Raw genomic sequence first — 21259 nt, forward strand, 5'->3', positions numbered from 1 at the left:
AGCATCGCACACCGTCCCACGGCACGATTGGGGCGGAAACACACGTGACCGGCATCCTCGGCCGCGGCGAAGGTAAGTAACCTGGCATACGGCTGTCCACCGGCCCCGTGACCTCGCGTACGGGCGGTGGCACGAGCAGACCAGGTATTTCCGGAGGGGCGCCGCGACCATGGGGGAGCAGATCACCGACACACGCATGAGGAGACCAGTGATCACCGCGCGGGCCGCCGCAACCTTCGAACCGGTCGGGCGCTCGGTCGCCACCGCCCGTGCGTTCGTCCGTGACACCCTCCAGGGCTGGGGCTGCGCCGACATCATCGACGACGCCGTCGTCCTCACCAGCGAGCTGGTCACCAACGCCGTCGTGCACGCCGGCACCGCCGCGGACGTCCTGTGTCAACGTAACGACGTCGGCGTGAAGATTTCCGTCGCAGATCGTTACCCCGAACGGGAAATTCCGCTCCAGAACGCCGGACAGGTCATCGTCCACCCGGACCGCGAGGGCGGCCGCGGCCTGCTCCTGTGCGGCGCCCTGGCCGCCCGCTGGGGTGTCGAATACAGCGCCGCCCAGAAATACGTCTGGTTCCAGCTCGACCTCCCCGAGCGCCCCGCCGGCACCCGCTCCGCCGGCCCCGCCCTCCCCGTCGACGCCCTCCCGGTCACCGACAGCCGGGTCCGCGTCGCGGTGATCCAGATCGACCGCGGCGGCTGCATCAGCTTCTGGAACGAGGACGCCCAGGACCTCTTCGCCTACGACCCCGAACAGGTCGTCGGCAAACCCCTCACCGACTTCGCCGCCTGGCCGCACACCCCCGGCACCGGCACCGGCATCGCCGAGGCACTCCAGCTCTCCCGCTGGGAGGGCTCCTACGGCATGCGCGGCGCCGACGGCCGGGTCGTCCCGGTCTACGCCTCCCACCTGCGCGTCCGCGACGCCGACGGCGAGGCCTCCACGGTCTGCCTGCTGGTCCGCGACCACGAACGCGCGATCCTCCAGAGCCCCCAGCGCGCCCCCGTCGGCGACACCGCCCCGCAGCCCGGCCAGGGCGCCCCGTCGGCGGCCCACCCCTCCGACCCGTTCGAGGTCTTCATCGGCTCCCCGGCCCCCGACGACCTCGACGGCCTGCTCCAGCGCACGGTCGAGCGCGCCCGCGACATGCTCGACGGCGACGCCGCCTACCTCCTCCTCGCCACCGACGACGAGACCGAACTCGAGGTCCGCGCCTCCACCGGCCTGCCCTCCGCCCGCCAGCGCTTCGCCCGCGTCCCCGTCGAGGCGGGCTCCGGACGCTACGGCTCCGCCCGGATGCCCGCCGTCCACGAGGACCTCACCGCCGTCCCCGGCGCCGTCCCCCTGCTCAGCGGCACGGGCATGCGCTCCGTCGTCACCGTCCCCCTCAAGGTCGAAGGACGGCTGACCGGCTCCCTCGGCGTGGCCGCCGAGAACCCCGGCCGCTACACCAACGAAGAGGCCCTCCGCCTCCAGTTCGCCGCCGACCGCATCGCCCTCGCCGTCGAACGCGCCCGCCTGACCGAGCTCGAAAAGCTCCGCCGCGGTTCGCTGTCCTTCCTCGTCGAGGCGTCCGACCTGCTGGCCGGCACCCTCGACCGCGACCAGACCCTGGCCCTGATGGCCCAGATGACGGTCCCCACCCTCGCCACGTGGTGCGCGGTCTACACCGTCGCCGACCAGGCCTCCGAACCGGAGCTGTCGTACGTCCTGCACGAGGACGAGGACCGCATCGACGGACTGAAGACCCTCCTGATGAAGGTCGACCCGCCCGAGCCGGTCACCACCCCCGGCGCCCGCGTCTGGACCGCCCCAGCGACGCCGCCCACGACGCCGCGCTGCGCACCTCCATGCGCAGCCTGGGCCTGGGCAACGCCGCCCGCCCCTCCAGCGGCCCCGGCGCCACCCTCGCCACCGCCTCCGCGGTCGGCGGCGAGACCGTCGTGCTGCCCCTCGTCGCCCGTAACCGCGTGATCGGCATGCTCACCCTCGGCAAGCCCACCGAGGAACACTTCCGCCAGGAGATCCTCGAACTCGCCGAGGACCTCTCCCGCCGGGCCGCCCTCGCCCTGGACAACGCCCGCCTCTACTCCGAGCGCACGGCCATCAGCCAGTCCCTCCAGCGCAGCCTGCTCCCCCCGGAGCTGCCCGACATCGCCGGCGTCGAGGTCGAGGTCATCTACCGCGCGGCCGGCGAGGGCAACGAGGTCGGCGGCGACTTCTACGACCTCTTCCCGATCCGCGACGGCGCCTACGGCTTCGCCATCGGCGACGTCTGCGGCACCGGCCCGGAAGCCGCCGCCGTCACCGGCCTCGCCCGGCACGCCCTCCGCCTGCTCGCCCGCGAGGGCTTCGGCGGCCCCGCCGTCCTGGAGCGGCTCAACGCCGCGATCCTCGACGAAGGAGCCCGCAGCCGCTTCCTGACCCTCCTTTACGGCGAGCTCTGGCCCCAGGACGACGGCAGCGCGCTCCTCAAGGTGGTCTGCGCCGGCCACCCCCTGCCGCTCCGGCTGCGCCAGGACGGCACGGTCGAACCGGCCGCCGAACCCCAGCCCCTGCTGGGCGTCATGGACGACCTCGATCTCTACGAGCAGACCGTCACCCTCGACCCGGGCGACGTCCTGCTGTGCGTCACCGACGGCGTCACGGAGCGCCGCGAGGGCGCCCGCATGCTCGGCGACGACGGTCTCACCGACGTCCTGACGACCTGCACCGGCCTGACCGCCGGCGCCGTCGCCGCCCGCGTCCTGCGCGCCGTGGAACGCTTCGCCGCCGAACCGGCCTCCGACGACATGGCCATCCTCGCCATGCGCGTCCCCGAGCCCCAGCCCCAGGCCGGCTGACCCCGGGGCGGGCCACCACCGCTGTGACCCGCCCCACACCCCCACAGACACCCGCCCAGGGCCACCAGCGACCTTGCGCGCGGTGCAGGGCTCCCCTGACCGCCCTGCACTGGAGTCCTCCCCCGGGCCCGCGCACGATCGCCCCATGACCACCACCACCGGGGATCAGCTCGCCGCCGTCAGCCAGACCGGCTCCACCGTCACCTTCTTCGACGCCACCAGCCATGAGCTGCTCGACGTCCTCAACGTCCCCCCGCAACCCCACGAACTCTGCTACGACCCGGACCACCGGCTGCTGTACTGCACCAGCACCTACCGCTCGGGCTACTACGACGCCAACGAAGGCCGCTCCCACGAGCTCACCGTCATCGACGTGGACACCCACACCGTCGTCACGACCCTCGACCTCCGCCCCGACCACGGCCCGCACGGCCTGGCCCTGGACCGCCGCCGGTGCCGCCTCTACGTCAGCGTCGAGGCCACCGACACCGAGCCCGGCGGCGTGGTCGTCCTCGACACCCGCACCCACGCCCGCCTCGGCCGCATCCCCGCCATGGCACCCGGCCCGCACTGGCTCGTCCTCACCCCCGACGGCCGGCACGGCTACACCACCAACAAGGAGGCCCCGTACGTCTCCGTCCTCGACCTCGACCGCGGCGTCTTCATCAACCGCATCCCGGTCCCCGGCAGCGAGGCCTGGCCCTCACCCCCGACGGCCGCCACCTGATCGTCGCGACCCCCAAGGCCGACGTCACCCCCCGGAACCCGGCCGAACCGGCCCTCCACATCATCGACACCGCCACCGACGAAACCGTCCGCACCCTGCCCACCAAGGGCCACGTCATGCCCGTCCACGTCACCACCGACGGCACACTGCTCACCGGTGCCCTGCGCCCGGACCCCGAACCCGGCATCCTCACCGTCCACGCCCCGGAAACCTTCACCCCGATCGGCGAGGTCGAGGTGGGCCGCTTCCCCCTCACCGTGGCCTCCTCCCCCGACGGCCGTCACGCCTACGTCTCCGGAAACGCCTCCAGCACCATCACCGTCATCGACCTGGGCACCCTGCGGACGGTGGCCACTCTCGCCCCCGAGCGCACCGGCATTTCCGGCGCCCACGGCCTGGCCTATATCGAGGCCGCACGGAACTGAGCACGAACTGAGACCCCCTCACCCGCCGCCCCATACGACAAAGGCCCCCGCCATGAGGCGGGGGCCTTTGTTTCTTGAGCCCCAATACGGAATCGAACCGTAGACCTTCTCCTTACCATGGAGACGCTCTGCCGACTGAGCTATTGGGGCCGGCAACAGAAAGAATATTACCCCAACTCCGCGGCGTTCACGAACCATCCCCGGCCCGCAGCTAAAACGCCGGCTGCAGCAATCCCCCCAGCGCATTGCAGGCACTGACCATCTTCTGCAGCTCCCGCCGCGACATCCCGGCGTGCACCGGCAGTGACAGGGTCTCGTCCACCGCCCGCTCGGTCTCCGGCAGGAACACGTCCCGCCGCAACCCCGGCAGCCGGTACACCGGCGCCTGGACCGGCACCCGGCACCCAACCCCCTTGGCCCGCAAGGTCCGTGCGAACGCGTCCCGGTCCGGCCGGCCGTTCCCCGGCACCCGCACCACGTACTGCGCGTACAGATGCCCCGACGCCGGCGCCGGCGTCCGGACCCCGTTGAGCCGGTCGTCCAGGTACGCCGCATGCGCCCGCCGCAGCTCCGTACCCGCCGGATCCGCCCCGGCCTCGTCCTCCACCAGCACCAACAGCCCGTGCCGCTGCGCCACTTCACGCAGCCGTCCGACATCCGCCGGCCGCCCGAACTTGTGGACCGCGACGACCGCCACCGTCTGACTGGACACCACGTCGGCCACCGACGCCGGGTCCAGGCAGTAGCTGTCCGCATCCACCTCGGCGTACACCGGCACCGCACCCAACTCCACGACGGCCCGGGCCACTTCGGCGTTACCGTACGCCGGCACCACGACCTCATCCCCGGCCCGCACGCCGGCCGACTTGAGCGTTCCCACAGTCCGCATGAGGCGGATCCTTGTCAGATGAAGTGAACGTCGAGTTACGTCCACCACCCGAAAATCGGAACAAAAAAGCTCCGGTCCCTGAACCACGAGGGTTCAGGGACCGGAGCTGAAGAATTGTTCGGCGGCGTCCTACTCTCCCACAGGGTCCCCCCTGCAGTACCATCGGCGCTGAAAGGCTTAGCTTCCGGGTTCGGAATGTAACCGGGCGTTTCCCTAACGCTATGACCACCGAAACACTATGAAGTTAACCAACCGGAGCATGACTCAACGGTCGTTACTTCAGAACCTACACAGTGGACGCGAGCAACTGAGGACAAGCCCTCGGCCTATTAGTACCAGTCAACTCCACCGGTTACCCGGCTTCCATATCTGGCCTATCAACCCAGTCGTCTACTGGGAGCCTTACCCTCTCAAGGAGGTGGGAGCCCTCATCTCGAAGCAGGCTTCCCGCTTAGATGCTTTCAGCGGTTATCCTTTCCGAACGTAGCCAACCAGCCATGCCCTTGGCAGGACAACTGGCACACCAGAGGTTCGTCCGTCCCGGTCCTCTCGTACTAGGGACAGCCCTTCTCAAGACTCCTACGCGCACAGCGGATAGGGACCGAACTGTCTCACGACGTTCTAAACCCAGCTCGCGTACCGCTTTAATGGGCGAACAGCCCAACCCTTGGGACCGACTCCAGCCCCAGGATGCGACGAGCCGACATCGAGGTGCCAAACCATCCCGTCGATATGGACTCTTGGGGAAGATCAGCCTGTTATCCCCGGGGTACCTTTTATCCGTTGAGCGACGGCGCTTCCACAAGCCACCGCCGGATCACTAGTCCCTACTTTCGTACCTGCTCGACCCGTCAGTCTCACAGTCAAGCTCCCTTGTGCACTTACACTCAACACCTGATTGCCAACCAGGCTGAGGGAACCTTTGGGCGCCTCCGTTACCCTTTAGGAGGCAACCGCCCCAGTTAAACTACCCACCAGACACTGTCCCTGATCCGGATCACGGACCCAGGTTAGACATCCAGCACGACCAGAGTGGTATTTCAACAATGACTCCACACCAACTGGCGTTGATGCTTCAAAGTCTCCCACCTATCCTACACAAGCCGAACCGAACACCAATATCAAGCTATAGTAAAGGTCCCGGGGTCTTTCCGTCCTGCTGCGCGAAACGAGCATCTTTACTCGTAATGCAATTTCACCGGGCCTATGGTTGAGACAGTCGAGAAGTCGTTACGCCATTCGTGCAGGTCGGAACTTACCCGACAAGGAATTTCGCTACCTTAGGATGGTTATAGTTACCACCGCCGTTTACTGGCGCTTAAGTTCTCAGCTTCGCCATGACGAATCATGACTAACCGGTCCCCTTAACGTTCCAGCACCGGGCAGGCGTCAGTCCGTATACATCGCCTTACGGCTTCGCACGGACCTGTGTTTTTAGTAAACAGTCGCTTCTCGCTGGTCTCTGCGGCCACCACCAGCTCAGGAAGAAAATTCCATCACCAGCAATGGCCCCCCTTCTCCCGAAGTTACGGGGGCATTTTGCCGAGTTCCTTAACCATAGTTCACCCGAACGCCTCGGTATTCTCTACCTGACCACCTGAGTCGGTTTAGGGTACGGGCCGCCATGAAACTCGCTAGAGGCTTTTCTCGACAGCATAGGATCATCCACTTCACCACAATCGGCTCGGCATCAGGTCTCAGCCTTAACGTGTGACGGATTTGCCTACCACACGGCCTACACCCTTACCCCGGGACAACCACCGCCCGGGCTGGACTACCTTCCTGCGTCACCCCATCACTCACCTACTACAAGTCTGGTTCGTCGGCTCCACCACTCCCCTACGCTCCGAAGAGCTCAGGGCGGCTTCACGGACTTAGCATCGCCTGATTCAATGTTTGGCGCTTCAAAGCGGGTACCGGAATATCAACCGGTTGTCCATCGACTACGCCTGTCGGCCTCGCCTTAGGTCCCGACTTACCCTGGGCAGATCAGCTTGACCCAGGAACCCTTAGTCAATCGGCGCACACGTTTCCCACGTGTGTATCGCTACTCATGCCTGCATTCTCACTCGTGAACCGTCCACAACTCGTTTCCACGGCTGCTTCACCCGGCACACGACGCTCCCCTACCCATCACAGCAGACGTTGGTCCTAATGCTGCAATGACATGACTTCGGCGGTGTGCTTGAGCCCCGCTACATTGTCGGCGCGGAATCACTTGACCAGTGAGCTATTACGCACTCTTTCAAGGGTGGCTGCTTCTAAGCCAACCTCCTGGTTGTCTCTGCGACTCCACATCCTTTCCCACTTAGCACACGCTTAGGGGCCTTAGTCGATGCTCTGGGCTGTTTCCCTCTCGACCATGGAGCTTATCCCCCACAGTCTCACTGCCGCGCTCTCACTTACCGGCATTCGGAGTTTGGCTAAGGTCAGTAACCCGGTAGGGCCCATCGCCTATCCAGTGCTCTACCTCCGGCAAGAAACACACGACGCTGCACCTAAATGCATTTCGGGGAGAACCAGCTATCACGGAGTTTGATTGGCCTTTCACCCCTAACCACAGGTCATCCCCCAGGTTTTCAACCCTGGTGGGTTCGGTCCTCCACGAAGTCTTACCTCCGCTTCAACCTGCCCATGGCTAGATCACTCCGCTTCGGGTCTTGGGCACGCTACTCAACGCCCTATTCGGACTCGCTTTCGCTACGGCTTCCCCACACGGGTTAACCTCGCAACATACCGCAAACTCGCAGGCTCATTCTTCAAAAGGCACGCAGTCACGAGAACAAGGCAAGCCTTGTTCCGACGCTCCCACGGCTTGTAGGCACACGGTTTCAGGTACTATTTCACTCCGCTCCCGCGGTACTTTTCACCATTCCCTCACGGTACTATCCGCTATCGGTCACCAGGGAATATTTAGGCTTAACGGGTGGTCCCGCCAGATTCACACGGGATTTCTCGGGCCCCGTGCTACTTGGGTGTCTCTTAAACGAGCCGTTGACGTTTCAGCTACGGGGGTCTTACCCTCTACGCCGGACCTTTCGCATGTCCTTCGCCTACATCAACGGTTTCTGACTCGTCCCACAGCCGGCAGACTGCAGAAAAGAGATCCCACAACCCCAACCACGCAACCCCTGCCGGGTATCACACGTGACTGGTTTGGCCTCATCCAGTTTCGCTCGCCACTACTCCCGGAATCACGGTTGTTTTCTCTTCCTGCGGGTACTGAGATGTTTCACTTCCCCGCGTTCCCTCCACACTGCCTATGTGTTCAGCAGCGGGTGACAGCCCATGACGACTGCCGGGTTTCCCCATTCGGACACCCCCGGATCAAAGCTCGGTTGACAGCTCCCCGGGGCCTATCGCGGCCTCCCACGTCCTTCATCGGTTCCTGGTGCCAAGGCATCCACCGTGCGCCCTTAAAAACTTGGCCACAGATGCTCGCGTCCACTGTGCAGTTCTCAAGCAACGACCAGCCACCCACCACCCCAACCCGAAGGCTGAGTTCACTGGGGCCGGCATCGCGAAGGTCCGGACTCACAGTCCGTACCCTCAGATACCCAACAGCGTGCCCGACACCCTTGACCAACGAACCGCGTTCCACGCCGAAGCAGTACTAACGCTCGTTCTCTCAAGTGTGCCGAGTAGTCAACGTTCCACCCATGAGCAACCAGCATCAGACACTCGCTGATGTACTGGCCTCTGACCCGGACAAGTCCGAGTAAGAAGTGCTCCTTAGAAAGGAGGTGATCCAGCCGCACCTTCCGGTACGGCTACCTTGTTACGACTTCGTCCCAATCGCCAGTCCCACCTTCGACGATTCCCTCCCACAAGGGGTTGGGCCACCGGCTTCGGGTGTTACCGACTTTCGTGACGTGACGGGCGGTGTGTACAAGGCCCGGGAACGTATTCACCGCAGCAATGCTGATCTGCGATTACTAGCAACTCCGACTTCATGGGGTCGAGTTGCAGACCCCAATCCGAACTGAGACCGGCTTTTTGAGATTCGCTCCACCTCGCGGTATCGCAGCTCATTGTACCGGCCATTGTAGCACGTGTGCAGCCCAAGACATAAGGGGCATGATGACTTGACGTCGTCCCCACCTTCCTCCGAGTTGACCCCGGCAGTCTCCTGTGAGTCCCCATCACCCCGAAAGGCATGCTGGCAACACAGAACAAGGGTTGCGCTCGTTGCGGGACTTAACCCAACATCTCACGACACGAGCTGACGACAGCCATGCACCACCTGTACACCGACCACAAGGGGGACCCTGTCTCCAGGGTTTTCCGGTGTATGTCAAGCCTTGGTAAGGTTCTTCGCGTTGCGTCGAATTAAGCCACATGCTCCGCTGCTTGTGCGGGCCCCCGTCAATTCCTTTGAGTTTTAGCCTTGCGGCCGTACTCCCCAGGCGGGGAACTTAATGCGTTAGCTGCGGCACGGACGACGTGGAATGTCGCCCACACCTAGTTCCCAACGTTTACGGCGTGGACTACCAGGGTATCTAATCCTGTTCGCTCCCCACGCTTTCGCTCCTCAGCGTCAGTATCGGCCCAGAGATCCGCCTTCGCCACCGGTGTTCCTCCTGATATCTGCGCATTTCACCGCTACACCAGGAATTCCGATCTCCCCTACCGAACTCTAGCCTGCCCGTATCGAATGCAGACCCGGGGTTAAGCCCCGGGCTTTCACATCCGACGCGACAAGCCGCCTACGAGCTCTTTACGCCCAATAATTCCGGACAACGCTTGCGCCCTACGTATTACCGCGGCTGCTGGCACGTAGTTAGCCGGCGCTTCTTCTGCAGGTACCGTCACTTTCGCTTCTTCCCTGCTGAAAGAGGTTTACAACCCGAAGGCCGTCATCCCTCACGCGGCGTCGCTGCATCAGGCTTTCGCCCATTGTGCAATATTCCCCACTGCTGCCTCCCGTAGGAGTCTGGGCCGTGTCTCAGTCCCAGTGTGGCCGGTCGCCCTCTCAGGCCGGCTACCCGTCGTCGCCTTGGTAGGCCATCACCCCACCAACAAGCTGATAGGCCGCGGGCTCATCCTTCACCGCCGGAGCTTTCCACACGGAGGTCATGCGACCCCGTGTCGTATCCGGTATTAGACCCCGTTTCCAGGGCTTGTCCCAGAGTGAAGGGCAGATTGCCCACGTGTTACTCACCCGTTCGCCACTAATCCCCTCCCGAAGGAGGTTCATCGTTCGACTTGCATGTGTTAAGCACGCCGCCAGCGTTCGTCCTGAGCCAGGATCAAACTCTCCGTGAATGCTTCCGGGTACTCCCGGTGAACACTCGCGTTGAGCGGAACCAGAGGGAGGAATAATCCCTCGGTTCACAGCGTCCTCGCTGTGTTTTTCTTCAAAGGAACCTCGTCACCAGACCATCCGGTCCGGTAGACGGGGTATCAACATATCTGGCGTTGACTTTTGGCACGCTGTTGAGTTCTCAAGGAACGGACGCTTCCTTTGTGCCTGTTTCACCAGGCTCTCCGGGCGCTTCCCTTCGGTCTTGCGTTTCCGACTCTATCAGATCCTCGCGGTCCTGATTTTCGCCGGTGCGTTTCGGCCTTTCGGCTTCTTCGCGGTTCCGACTCTATCAGATCCGATTCCTTGCCGTTTCCGGTTCGAATTCGGTCCGATTTCCCGTCGGAGGGGGTTTGCCTTTCGGCTGATCCGACTTTATCAGATTGCTCTGGGCCGGAATTCCGCTCCGTGGTGAGAGGCGTCCTACGCACGAGGCGTGCGGCGCTTCCCGTCCAGGCGGAGCCGTAAACCTACTGGAGCGGGGCGCCCGGATGCAAATCCGGGCGCCCCGCTCCGACTTGAGGACCTTCGTACGGCCTACGTGCCGGCGCGTCAGACCTCGACGACCACAGGGAGGATCATCGGGCGGCGGCGGTAGTTGTCCGAGACCCACTTGCCGACCGCGCGGCGGACCAGCTGCTGGAGCTGGTGGGGCTCGGCGATGCCGTCCTGGGCGGACTTGGCCAGCGCCTCGTCGATCTTGGGTACGACGGCCGCGAGGGACGCGTCGTCGATGCCGGAGCCACGGGCGTGCAGGTCCGGGCCACCGACGATCTTGCCGGTGCTGGAGTCCACGACCACGAAGACCGAGATGATGCCCTCGTCGCCGAGGATGCGGCGGTCCTTGAGGGAGGTCTCGGTGACATCGCCGACCGACAGCCCGTCGACGTAGACGTAACCGGCCTGGACCTTGCCGGCGATCTTGGCGACGCCGTCGATCAGGTCGACCGCGACACCGTCCTCGGCGATGACGATGCGGTCCTTGGGAACGCCGGTCAGGGCGCCCAGTTCGGCGTTGGCGCGCAGATGGCGCCACTCGCCGTGCACCGGCATGAGGTTCCGGGGCTTGCAGATGTTGTAGAAGTACAGCAGTTCGCCGGCCGAGGCGTGGCCCGAGACGTGGACCTTGGCGTTGCCCTTGTGGACGACGTTGGCGCCCCAGCGGGTGAGGCCGTTGATGACGCGGTAGACCGCATTCTCGTTCCCGGGGATCAGGGACGAGGCCAGGATGACGGTGTCGCCCTGGACGATGCGGATCTGGTGGTCGCGGTTTGCCATGCGGGAGAGCGCCGCCATGGGCTCGCCCTGGGAGCCGGTGCACACCAGCACGACCTCGTCGTCCGGGAGGTCGTCGAGGGTCTTGACGTCGACGACCAGACCGGCCGGGACCCGCAGATAGCCCAGCTCACGGGCGATGCCCATGTTGCGGACCATCGAGCGGCCGACGAAGGCGACCCGGCGGCCGTACTCGTGCGCCGCGTCGAGGATCTGCTGGATGCGGTGCACATGGCTGGCGAAGCTGGCGACGATGATGCGCTTCTGGGCGTTGGCGAACACCTGGCGCAGCACATTGGAGATGTCGCGCTCCGGCGGGACGAAGCCGGGGACCTCGGCGTTCGTGGAGTCCACGAGGAGGAGGTCGATGCCTTCCTCGCCGAGCCGGGCGAAGGCCGGGAGGTCGGTCAGGCGGCGGTCCAGCGGGAGCTGGTCCATCTTGAAGTCGCCGGTGTGCACGACCATGCCCGCGGGGGTGCGGATGGCCACGGCCAGGGCGTCCGGGATGGAGTGGTTGACCGCGACGAACTCGCAGTCGAAGGGGCCCAGACGCTCGCGCTCGCCCTCGGCGACCTCGAGCGTGTACGGGCGGATGCGGTGCTCCTGGAGCTTGGCCTCGATCAGGGCGAGGGTCAGCTTGGAGCCGATGAGGGGGATGTCCGGCTTCTCGCGCAGGAGGTAGGGGACGCCGCCGATGTGGTCCTCGTGGCCGTGCGTGAGCACGATGCCGTCGATGTCGTCGAGGCGGTCCCTGATGGACGAGAAGTCCGGCAGGATCAGGTCGATTCCGGGCTGCTCCTCCTCGGGGAAGAGCACTCCGCAGTCGACGATCAGCAGCCGGCCGCCGTATTCGAAGACCGTCATGTTGCGGCCGATCTCACCCAGGCCGCCGAGGGGGGTGACGCGCAGGCCGCCCTTGGGAAGCTTCGGCGGGGCGCCGAGCTCAGGATGCGGATGACTCAAAAGACTCTCCTCACCACACACGCCACGCTGCCGTAGAGGCACGTGGCGCGCATGACATTCGTGCACTTGCTATAAGGCGGTTGTTGGTCCGTATTCAGTTGTGAAGTCTTTGATCAGAGCTGTACCCCGCCGGCGGCGAGATCGCGCGTGAGCTGCTCGGTCTCCTCGGGGGAGAGCTCGACGAGCGGCAGGCGCAGCGGTCCGGCGGGCAGACCCTGGAGCCCGAGGGCGGCCTTGGTCGTGATGACGCCCTGGGTGCGGAACATGCCGGTGAAGACGGGCAGCAGCTTCTGGTGGATCTCGGTGGCCTTGGTGACGTCGCCGTTGAGGTGGGCGTCCAGGAGGGCGCGCAGCTCGGGGGTGACGACGTGGCCGACCACGGAGACGAAACCGACGGCTCCGACGGAGAGCAGCGGGAGGTTGAGCATGTCGTCGCCGCTGTACCAGGCGAGGCCGGAGCGGGCGATGGCCCAGCTGGCGCGGCCGAGGTCGCCCTTGGCGTCCTTGTTGGCGACGATCCGGGGGTGCTCGGCGAGCCGGACGATGGTCTCGGTGTTGATCGGGACGCCGCTGCGGCCGGGGATGTCGTAGAGCATCACCGGCAGGTCGGTGGCGTCCGCGATGGCCGTGAAGTGGCGCAGCAGGCCCTCCTGCGGGGGCTTGCTGTAGTACGGCGTCACGGCGAGCAGGCCGTGGGCGCCGGCGTCCTGGGCGGCGCGGGCCAGCTCCAGGCTGTGGTGGGTGTCGTTCGTGCCGGCTCCGGCGACGACGAAGGCACGGTCGCCGACCGCATCGACCACGGCCCGTACCAGCTGGGCTTTCTCCGCGTCACTGGTGGTCGGGGACTCACCGGTGGTGCCGTTGACGACGAGGCCGTCGTTGCCGGCGTCCACCAGATGGGCGGCGAGCCGCTGCGCGCCGTCGAGATCGAGAGCGCCATCCGCCGTGAACGGCGTGACCATGGCGGTCAGCACCCGCCCGAAGGGGGTCTGCGGTGTGGAAGTCGGAGCCATGGGTCCCACGCTACTCGTAGCTCACCGTGGGATGCGCCTCTGGGGAGCAGGGATGTGGACTCCGGCACTGCCTGCTCGGGGGTTCAAGCAGTGCCGGGTCCGTCTGTTCAGCGTAGATGAACTTCTCAAAATGCCGCAATCCGGACACCTCGCACGTCTGCTCCGTGCACCCCGGCGTCCGGCCGGCGGCCTGGGCCTTACGGCGCGATCCGGCCGTTCGCATTGAATGCGCCGTACGTGAGCGGCATGAGCTTGGCCCAGTGGGCCTCCATCTGCTCACCGACCATCTCGATCTCGCGCTGCGGGAAGGAGGGCACCTTCGCCTGCTCGTGCTGCGTCCGCAGGCCGAGGAAGTGCATCAGGGACCGGGCGTTGCAGGTCGCGTACATCGAGGAGTACAGACCGACGGGGAGGACCGCGCGGGCGACCTCGCGGGCGACGCCGGCGGCGAGCATCTCCTGATAGGCGGCATACGCCTGGCGGTAGGAGTCCTCCATGACGCGGCCGGTGAGCTCGTACTGCGCGGGGGTGCCCTCGACGAATTCGTACTTGCCCGGGCGGCCCTGCTGGACGAGCTTGCGGGACTCTGCGGGAACGTAGAAGACCGGCTCCAGCTGGCGGTAGCGGCCGGACTCCTCGTTGTACGACCAGCCGACGCGGTGGCGCATGAACTCGCGGAAGACGAAGATCGGCGCGCTGATGAAGAAGGTCATGGAGTTGTGCTCGAACGGGCTGCCGTGCCGGTCGCGCATGAGGAAGTTGATCAGGCCCTTGGAGCGCTCGGGGTCCTTCTGGAGCTCCTCGAGGGACTGCTCGCCGGCCGTGGAGACCCGGGCCGCCCAGAGCACGTCGCTGTCCGCGGCGCTGTGCTTGACCAGCTCGACCGTCACCTCGCTCCGGAAGCTGACGGCTGCAGCCTCGGGGCTCTCAGCGCTCTCGGCGGGGGTGTGCGACACCGGCGGTTCCTTCCGTTCGATCCTCGTGCGCGACCAGCCTACGACCCGCCACTGACAGTCCAGGAAATGCGGCGTGATGCCGCGTTAGCCGCAAAAGGGACGCTCTATAGCAGCGCGGCGCGCGGCAGTTGATATTTTTCACAGAAGTCTTGGAAAACGGGCACCAAACGGGCGGCGCAGACGTCTATCCCTGTGACAGTGCCCACTACGAGGTTCCTAGGAGAGCCCCCTCATGTTCCGCCGGCGCGAGCCCGTCCCGTTCGCCTTCGTCGCAGAGGCAGACCGGTTCCGCAGCAATGTCACTCCCCCGCCGCGTGCGCGTCTCTCACGTAGCCAGCTCGTCGGCCAGTCACTGATCACACTGACAGTAGTGGGCGGCCTGGCCGGCGCGCTGCTGTTCGGTGTTCCCGCACTGCAGCAGGACAGCTCGGCCTCCAACCGGGTGCATCAGTCCGAGGCCGCCCACCGCTGATCGTCAGGGGCCGGGGCGGACCAAGTGGTTCCGCCCCGCCGGTCCCGATAGCCTCACCGGTCACAGCTTCCATCGGTACGCCCCCGCGTGCCGAGCAGCCACCAGTGAGGATCAGCCGTGCCCCTGCCCTTTCTGACGGCCGACCGCCATCTCGACAACGGTGCCGCCGAACAGGCCGCACTCCCATATGACGAGCCCGACCACTGGCGCCGTCCCTACCGCCCCGGACCGTGGCGGGTGGGGGCGGCGGCGGTGTTTCTGCTGCTCGCGTCGTTCGTGTTCCTGTCCGCGATGATCATCGCGATGGCCGGCTCGCTGCCCGGGGCGGCCGCGGTGGCGGCGATCGGCGCCCTGTTCATCGCGCTCGCGCTGCGGCTGCTGCGGGTGGGTGTGTGGGTCAGCGCCCGGGGCCTGCGCCAGGTGAACCTGCTGCGGACGGCCACGGAACCGTGGAGCGCGATCGCTTCGGTCCGTACGGTCCAGCAGCCGGTGCGCTGGCTCGGCCTGCCGCGGACCGTGCAGGGCCAGGCCCTCCTCGTCGAGCGGCGCCAGGGCGAACCCTTGCGGACCCTGGTCACGGACCACAACGGCGACTTCCTCGGCCGCCCGGAATCCTTCGAACGCGCCGCGGACGTGCTGGAGGCCTGGGCGGCGGAGTACCGGCGGGGGTAGGGGCCGGGCGGTAGGGGGCGGAGGGCGGGCCTTAGGGGGCGGGGGAACAGATTCCCTAGGGGACGCAAACGCCCCCTGCGGGCCGCAACCGGTGGGGGGCGGAGGGTATTCCGGCGGGGGTGCCCCGGCGGGGGGTATTTCGTCGGGGGTGTCCTGACGGGGGGTGTCCCGACGGAAGGTGTTCCGGCGGGGGTGTCCCAACGGGGGTGTCCCGACGGCGGTGCTCCAGCGGGGGGATGCCCCGGCGGGCGGTGCTCCAGCGGGGAGATGCCCCGACGGGCGGTGCCCCAGCGGGGAGATGCGCCGGTGGGCGGTGCCCCAGCGGGGCGGTGCCCCAGCGGGGCGGTGCCCCAGCGGGGCGGTGCCCCAGCGGGGCGATGCGCCGGTGGGCGGTGCCCCAGCGGGGCGGTGCCCGGCGGGGCGGTGCCCCAGCGAGGGGATGCCCCGACGGGCGGTGCTCCGACGGGTGTTTCGGCGGGCGGTGCCCCAGCGAAGGGGATGCCCCGGCGGGGCGGTGTCCCGCCCCGTGTCCCGGCGGGCGGTGCCCCGGCGGGTGTCCCGGCGCGGTATGGGGCTACGCCGGGGCGGCCGGTAGCGGAATGCTACGGGTGGCGGCGGGGCGAGGGGTCCAGCGCTTCCGGTGCCGGAAAGGGGCAGGTCGCGGTGGGTCGTTGCAGGGCCGGGCCCGTGTGAGCGGCTGCGGGGAGGGCCAGGGCGGGGCGGCCGGTGTTCGTCGCCCGGCCGGCCCGGGCCCGCACGACCTGCCCCGGCCTGCCCCTCCTCGTTTCGTGTATCGCCGGTGCGTGGCTAGGCCGGTGCGCCGGCCTCGTACAGGGTGATCGCGCGTTGCATGGCCTTGCGGGCGCGGGGGGTGTCGCGGGCGTCGTGGTAGGCGACGGCCAGGCGGAACCAGGTGCGCCAGTCGCCGGGGGCGGCTTCGGTTTCGGCCTGGCGGCGGGTGAAGACCTCGTCGGCGGAGTCCCGGTCGATGCGGCCGCCGGGGGTCCGCTTCAGTTCGTCGGCCGGGAGGCCGCCCTCCGCCTCCAGTACGGCCGCGAGCCGGTGGGCGTTGCGCGCGAAGCGGGTGTTGTGCCAGAGGAACCAGCCGCCGAGGCAGGGCAGCACGAAGGCCACCGCGCCCATGCCCATGGCGGCCGGCTCGCCGGTCAGCAGGAGCAGTACGCCCTCCATGGCCACCACGCCGAAGACGAGGACCAGAACGGTGGCGAGGAAGAAGTAGGTGAACTTTCCGCCCATGACTGCCGGCCTCAGCCCAGATCGAGGAAGTTTTCCAGGCCCACCGTCAGGCCCGGGGTGGTCACCACGCGGCGGACGCCGAGCAGGATGCCGGGCATGAAGCTGCTGTGGTGGAGGGAGTCGTGGCGGATGGTGAGGGTCTCGCCCTCGCCGCCGAGGAGGACCTCCTGGTGGGCCAACAGGCCGCGCAGGCGGACCGAGTGGACCGGGATGCCGTCGACGTCCGCGCCGCGGGCACCGTCCAGCGCGGTGGCGGTGGCGTCCGGCTGCGGGGCGCAGCCGGCCTCCTCACGGGCCTTCGCGATCAGCTGGGCGGTGCGCGCCGCGGTGCCGGAGGGCGCGTCGGCCTTGTTCGGGTGGTGCAGCTCGACGACCTCGACGGACTCGAAGAACCGGGCCGCCTGCTGGGCGAACCGCATGGTCAGCACCGCGCCGATGGAGAAGTTCGGAGCGATCAGCACGCCCGCCTGCGGTGCCGCGGCGAGCGAGGTGCGCAGCTGCGCGAGGCGGTCCTCGGTCCAGCCGGTGGTGCCGACGACGGCGTGGATGCCGTGCCGGACGCAGTAGTCGAGGTTGCCCATCACCGAGGCGGGGTTGGTCAGCTCGACCACGACCTGGGTGTCGTTCTCGACCAGCGTCTCCAGCTTGTCGCCGCGGCCCAGGGCGGCGACCAGCTCCATGTCCTCGGCGGCCTCGACGGCCCGTACGGCCTCGGAGCCGATGCGGCCCCGGGCTCCGAGTACGGCCACGCGCAGCTTGCTCATCGTTTCCTGTCTTTCTGTCGGTGGTACGGCGACGGGCGACCCCGTTCCAAGGGTGCGGCGCTAGGCGACGATGTCGTCCAGGCGCGCCGCCTGCCGGTCCTTCAGCGGGCCGATGACGGACAGCGAGGGGCGCCGGCCCAGGATCTCGCGGGCCACCTCGCGCACCTCGTCGGGGGTGACGGCCGCTATCCGGGCGAGCATGTCGTCGACCGACATCTGCTCGCCCCAGCACAGCTCGCTCTTGCCGATGCGGTGCATCAGGGCGCCGGTGTCCTCCAGGCCGAGGACGGTGGAGCCGCGCAGCTGGCCGATCGCGCGGTGGATCTCGTCGTCGCTGAGGCCGTGCGCGGCGACCTGGTCGAGTTCGTCGCGGCAGATCTTGAGGACGTCGTCCACCTGGTTGGGGCGGCAGCCCGCGTAGACGCCGAACAGGCCGCAGTCGGCGAAGCCCGAGGTGTAGGAGTACACGCTGTAGGCGAGGCCCCGCTTCTCCCGGATCTCCTGGAAGAGGCGGGAGGACATGCCGCCGCCGAGGGCGGTGTTCAGTACGCCCATGGCCCAGCGGCGGTCGTCGGTGCGGGCCATGCCGGGGACGCCGAGGACCACGTGGGCCTGTTCGGTCCTGCGGTTGAGCAGTTCGACGCGGCCGGCGGTGCGGATGGCGCGGGATCCGGAGCGCGGTGCGACCGGGGTGGCGTCCGTCCGGTCGAGCGCCCCGGCCTGCTCGAAGGCGCGGCGGACCTGGCGGACGACCTTGGCGTGGTCGATGTTGCCGGCCGCGGTGACGACGAGGTGGGTGGGGTCGTAGTGCTTCTTGTAGAAACGGCGGATGCGCTCGGCGGTGAGGGCGTTGACGGTGTCGACGGTGCCCAGGACGGGGCGGCCGAGCGGGGTGTCACCGAGCATGGTGTGGGCGAACAGGTCGTGCACGCAGTCGCCCGGGTCGTCCTCGGTCATCGCGATCTCTTCGAGGATGACGCCGCGTTCGGCGTCCACGTCCTCGGCCTCGATCAGCGACCCGGTGAGCATGTCGCACACCACGTCGATGGCGAGCGGCAGGTCGGTGTCGAGCACCCGCGCGTAGTAGCAGGTGTATTCCTTCGCGGTGAAGGCGTTCATCTCGCCGCCGACCGCGTCGATGGCCGAGGAGATGTCCAGTGCGCTGCGCTGCTCGGTGCCCTTGAACAGCAGGTGTTCGAGGTAGTGGGTGGCGCCGTTCAGGGCCGGGGTCTCGTCGCGGGAGCCGACGTGCGCCCAGATGCCGAAGGTGACGGAGCGGACCGAGGGCAGCGTCTCGGTGACGATGCGCAGGCCGCCGGGCAGGGTGGTGCGGCGGACCGTGCCGGCGCCCGCGGTGCCCTTGAGAAGCGTTTGGGTACGGGCGACGGCCCGCCCCTCCGTGGAGGTGCGGGCCGTCGTCGTGTGCGTACGGGACGTCACTTGTCGGCGTCGTCCTTCTTGTCTTCCTTGGCGGCGTCCTCTTCCTCGATCACGGGGATGAGGGAGAGCTTGCCGCGCTGGTCGATCTCGGCGATCTCGACCTGGACCTTGGCGCCGACGCCGAGCACGTCCTCGACGTTCTCCACGCGCTTGCCACCGGCGAGCTTGCGGATCTGCGAGATGTGCAGCAGGCCGTCCTTGCCCGGGAGCAGGGAGACGAACGCACCGAAGGTGGTGGTCTTGACGACCGTGCCCAGGTAGCGCTCGCCGACCTCCGGCATGGTCGGGTTGGCGATGCCGTTGATCGTGGCGCGGGCGGCCTCGGCGGCCGGGCCGTCGGCGGCACCGATGTAGATGGTGCCGTCGTCCTCGATCGTGATCTCGGCGCCGGTGTCCTCCTGGATCTGGTTGATCATCTTGCCCTTGGGGCCGATGACCTCGCCGATCTTGTCCACGGGGATCTTGACGGTGATGATCCGCGGGGCGTTCGGGGACATCTCGTCCGGGGTGTCGATCGCCTCCATCATCACGTCGAGGATGTGCAGACGGGCGTCGCGGGCCTGCTTGAGGGCCGCGGCCAGGACGGACGCCGGGATGCCGTCCAGCTTGGTGTCGAGCTGGAGGGCGGTGACGAACTGCTTGGTGCCGGCGACCTTGAAGTCCATGTCGCCGAAGGCGTCCTCCGCACCGAGGATGTCGGTGAGGGTGACGTAGTGGGTCTCGCCGTCGATCTCCTGGGAGATCAGGCCCATGGCGATACCGGCGACCGGGGCCTTGAGCGGCACACCGGCGTTCAGCAGCGACATGGTGGAGGCGCAGACCGAGCCCATGGACGTCGAGCCGTTGGAGCCGAGGGCCTCGGACACCTGGCGGATCGCGTAGGGGAACTCCTCGCGGGTCGGCAGGACCGGCATCAGCGCGCGCTCGGCGAGCGCGCCGTGGCCGATCTCGCGGCGCTTCGGGGAGCCGACGCGGCCGGTCTCGCCGGTGGAGTACGGCGGGAAGTTGTAGTTGTGCATGTAGCGCTTGCGGGTCACCGGGGAGAGGGTGTCCAGCTGCTGCTCCATGCGGAGCATGTTGAGGGTGGTGACGCCCAGGATCTGGGTCTCGCCACGCTCGAACAGGGCGGAGCCGTGCACCCGCGGGATCGCCTCGACCTCGGCGGCGAGCGTACGGATGTCCGTGACGCCGCGGCCGTCGATGCGCTTCTTCTCCTTGATGACGCGCTCACGGACCAGGGTCTTGGTCAGCGAGCGGTACGCGGCGGAGATCTCCTTCTCGCGGCCCTCGAACTCCGGCAGCAGCTTCTCGGCGGCCAGACCCTTGACGCGGTCCAGCTCGGTCTCGCGCTCCTGCTTGCCGGCGATGGTCAGCGCCTGGGCGAGCTCGTCCTTGACGGCCTTGGTGAGGGCCTCCAGGACGTCGTCCTGGTAGTCGAGGAAGATCGGGAACTCGCCGGTCGGCTTGGCGGCCTTGGCGGCCAGGTCCGACTGGGCCTTGCACAGGACCTTGATGAACGGCTTGGCGGCCTCCAGGCCGGCGGCGACGACCTCCTCGGTGGGGGCCTCGGCGCCGTCCTTGACCAGCTGGATGGTCTGGTCGGTGGCCTCAGCCTCGACCATCATGATCGCGACGTCGCCGTCCGGGAGGACCCGGCCGGCCACGACCATGTCGAAGACCGCGTCCTCGAGCTCGGTGTGCGTCGGGAAGGCGACCCACTGGCCCTTGATGAGGGCGACGCGGGTGCCGCCGATGGGGCCGGAGAAGGGCAGGCCGGCCAGCTGCGTGGAGCAGGAGGCGGCGTTGATGGCGACCACGTCGTAGAGGTGGTCGGGGTTGAGCGCCATGATCGTCTCGACGATCTGGATCTCGTTGCGCAGGCCCTTCTTGAAGGACGGGCGCAGCGGGCGGTCGATCAGGCGACAGGTGAGGATGGCGTCCTCGGAGGGGCGGCCCTCACGACGGAAGAAGGAGCCGGGGATCTTCCCGGCCGAGTACATCCGCTCCTCGACGTCGACGGTCAGCGGGAAGAAGTCCAGCTGGTCCTTCGGGTTCTTCGAAGCGGTGGTGGCCGACAGCACCATGGTGTCGTCGTCCAGGTACGCGACGGCGGAGCCGGCGGCCTGCTTGGCCAGGCGGCCCGTCTCGAAGCGAATGGTGCGGGTGCCGAAGGAGCCGTTGTCGATCACGGCTTCGGCGTAGTGGGTCTCGTTCTCCACCAGGAATATCTCCTCGTCTGCGTCTGCTGCCC

The 21259-nt window shown here is 67.3% G+C and carries 12 protein-coding genes, 1 tRNA gene, 3 rRNA genes and 1 pseudogene; 5 read left to right on the forward strand and 12 right to left on the reverse strand.

Annotated features, from left to right (window positions below; all coding sequences use genetic code 11):
- The first annotated feature begins 208 nt into the window (after nucleotides 1-208).
- From OJ254_RS00650 to OJ254_RS00660, 3 genes and pseudogenes are all read left to right on the forward strand, one after another.
- Nucleotides 209-2853 (forward strand): annotated as a pseudogene (locus tag OJ254_RS00650) (SpoIIE family protein phosphatase).
- A 145-nt stretch (nucleotides 2854-2998) separates the two neighbouring features.
- The gene (locus OJ254_RS00655) at nucleotides 2999-3580 is read left to right on the forward strand and encodes a YncE family protein (RefSeq protein WP_265360826.1); all 582 of its coding nucleotides are present in this window, start codon (nucleotides 2999-3001) and stop codon (nucleotides 3578-3580) included.
- A 116-nt stretch (nucleotides 3581-3696) separates the two neighbouring features.
- The gene (locus OJ254_RS00660; RefSeq protein WP_265360827.1) at nucleotides 3697-4005 is read left to right on the forward strand and encodes a YncE family protein; all 309 of its coding nucleotides are present in this window, start codon (nucleotides 3697-3699) and stop codon (nucleotides 4003-4005) included.
- A 77-nt stretch (nucleotides 4006-4082) separates the two neighbouring features.
- Here the strand turns inward: OJ254_RS00660 and OJ254_RS00665 are convergent.
- The 8 genes from OJ254_RS00665 to thyX all read right to left on the reverse strand — a co-directional run bounded on the left by OJ254_RS00665 (nucleotide 4083) and on the right by thyX (nucleotide 14403).
- Nucleotides 4083-4155: transfer RNA gene (locus OJ254_RS00665), tRNA-Thr, on the reverse strand.
- A 61-nt stretch (nucleotides 4156-4216) separates the two neighbouring features.
- Nucleotides 4217-4894, reverse strand: a complete 678-nt coding sequence (locus tag OJ254_RS00670; protein ID WP_265360828.1) for a DegT/DnrJ/EryC1/StrS family aminotransferase — start codon at nucleotides 4892-4894, stop codon at nucleotides 4217-4219.
- A gap of 116 nt (nucleotides 4895-5010) precedes the next feature.
- Nucleotides 5011-5127, reverse strand: a 5S ribosomal RNA gene (rrf, locus tag OJ254_RS00675).
- Between the two features lie 76 nt (nucleotides 5128-5203).
- A 23S ribosomal RNA gene (locus OJ254_RS00680) occupies nucleotides 5204-8324 on the reverse strand.
- Nucleotides 8325-8630: 306 nt separating this feature from the next.
- Nucleotides 8631-10159 (reverse strand): 16S ribosomal RNA (locus tag OJ254_RS00685).
- Together the 16S, 23S and 5S rRNA genes form the textbook arrangement of a ribosomal RNA operon.
- A gap of 589 nt (nucleotides 10160-10748) precedes the next feature.
- A complete protein-coding gene (locus OJ254_RS00690) occupies nucleotides 10749-12434 on the reverse strand; it encodes a ribonuclease J (RefSeq protein ID WP_265360829.1) in 1686 nt (561 codons plus the stop codon).
- Between the two features lie 113 nt (nucleotides 12435-12547).
- Nucleotides 12548-13447, reverse strand: coding sequence for a 4-hydroxy-tetrahydrodipicolinate synthase (dapA, locus tag OJ254_RS00695; protein WP_238575590.1), 900 nt, complete (start codon nucleotides 13445-13447; stop codon nucleotides 12548-12550).
- 197 nt (nucleotides 13448-13644) lie between these two features.
- On the reverse strand, nucleotides 13645-14403 hold the full coding sequence (thyX, locus tag OJ254_RS00700) for an FAD-dependent thymidylate synthase (protein WP_265360830.1): 759 nt from the start codon (nucleotides 14401-14403) through the stop codon (nucleotides 13645-13647).
- Between the two features lie 232 nt (nucleotides 14404-14635).
- Here thyX and OJ254_RS00705 point away from each other — a divergent pair, with 232 nt between their 5' ends.
- Together OJ254_RS00705 and OJ254_RS00710 are read left to right on the forward strand one after the other, a co-directional pair.
- Nucleotides 14636-14875, forward strand: a complete 240-nt coding sequence (locus OJ254_RS00705; protein WP_265360831.1) for a hypothetical protein — start codon at nucleotides 14636-14638, stop codon at nucleotides 14873-14875.
- Nucleotides 14876-14992: 117 nt separating this feature from the next.
- Nucleotides 14993-15547, forward strand: coding sequence for a PH domain-containing protein (locus tag OJ254_RS00710; protein WP_265360832.1), 555 nt, complete (start codon nucleotides 14993-14995; stop codon nucleotides 15545-15547).
- Between the two features lie 807 nt (nucleotides 15548-16354).
- Here the strand turns inward: OJ254_RS00710 and OJ254_RS00715 are convergent.
- The 4 genes from OJ254_RS00715 to OJ254_RS00730 are packed head-to-tail and all read right to left on the reverse strand — an operon-like array spanning nucleotide 16355 to nucleotide 21227.
- Complete coding sequence (locus OJ254_RS00715) at nucleotides 16355-16804, reverse strand: tetratricopeptide repeat protein (protein WP_265360833.1); 450 nt, start codon at nucleotides 16802-16804, stop codon at nucleotides 16355-16357.
- An 11-nt stretch (nucleotides 16805-16815) separates the two neighbouring features.
- Nucleotides 16816-17568, reverse strand: coding sequence for a 4-hydroxy-tetrahydrodipicolinate reductase (dapB, locus tag OJ254_RS00720; RefSeq protein WP_261955363.1), 753 nt, complete (start codon nucleotides 17566-17568; stop codon nucleotides 16816-16818).
- 60 nt (nucleotides 17569-17628) lie between these two features.
- Complete coding sequence (locus OJ254_RS00725) at nucleotides 17629-19008, reverse strand: M16 family metallopeptidase (protein ID WP_265360834.1); 1380 nt, start codon at nucleotides 19006-19008, stop codon at nucleotides 17629-17631.
- Entirely contained in the window at nucleotides 19005-21227 is a 2223-nt protein-coding gene (locus OJ254_RS00730; RefSeq protein ID WP_265360835.1) for a polyribonucleotide nucleotidyltransferase, read from the reverse strand. The genes OJ254_RS00725 and OJ254_RS00730 overlap by 4 nt, the downstream gene beginning before the upstream one ends.
- Nucleotides 21228-21259 lie beyond the last annotated feature (32 nt).

The sequence above is a fragment of the Streptomyces endophytica genome, from assembly GCF_026153355.1.
Taxonomy (GTDB): Bacteria; Actinomycetota; Actinomycetes; order Streptomycetales; family Streptomycetaceae; genus Streptomyces; species Streptomyces endophytica.

Excerpts from the sequence above, each read along its gene's own strand:
- OJ254_RS00655 (WP_265360826.1), top strand. The coding sequence starts at position 2,999 with ATGACCACCACCACCGGGGATCAGCTCGCCGCCGTCAGCCAGACCGGC.
- OJ254_RS00660 (WP_265360827.1), top strand. The coding sequence starts at position 3,697 with ATGCCCGTCCACGTCACCACCGACGGCACACTGCTCACCGGTGCCCTG.
- OJ254_RS00670 (WP_265360828.1), bottom strand. The coding sequence starts at position 4,894 with ATGCGGACTGTGGGAACGCTCAAGTCGGCCGGCGTGCGGGCCGGGGAT.
- dapA (WP_238575590.1), bottom strand. The coding sequence starts at position 13,447 with ATGGCTCCGACTTCCACACCGCAGACCCCCTTCGGGCGGGTGCTGACC.
- OJ254_RS00705 (WP_265360831.1), top strand. The coding sequence starts at position 14,636 with ATGTTCCGCCGGCGCGAGCCCGTCCCGTTCGCCTTCGTCGCAGAGGCA.
- OJ254_RS00715 (WP_265360833.1), bottom strand. The coding sequence starts at position 16,804 with ATGGGCGGAAAGTTCACCTACTTCTTCCTCGCCACCGTTCTGGTCCTC.
- dapB (WP_261955363.1), bottom strand. The coding sequence starts at position 17,568 with ATGAGCAAGCTGCGCGTGGCCGTACTCGGAGCCCGGGGCCGCATCGGC.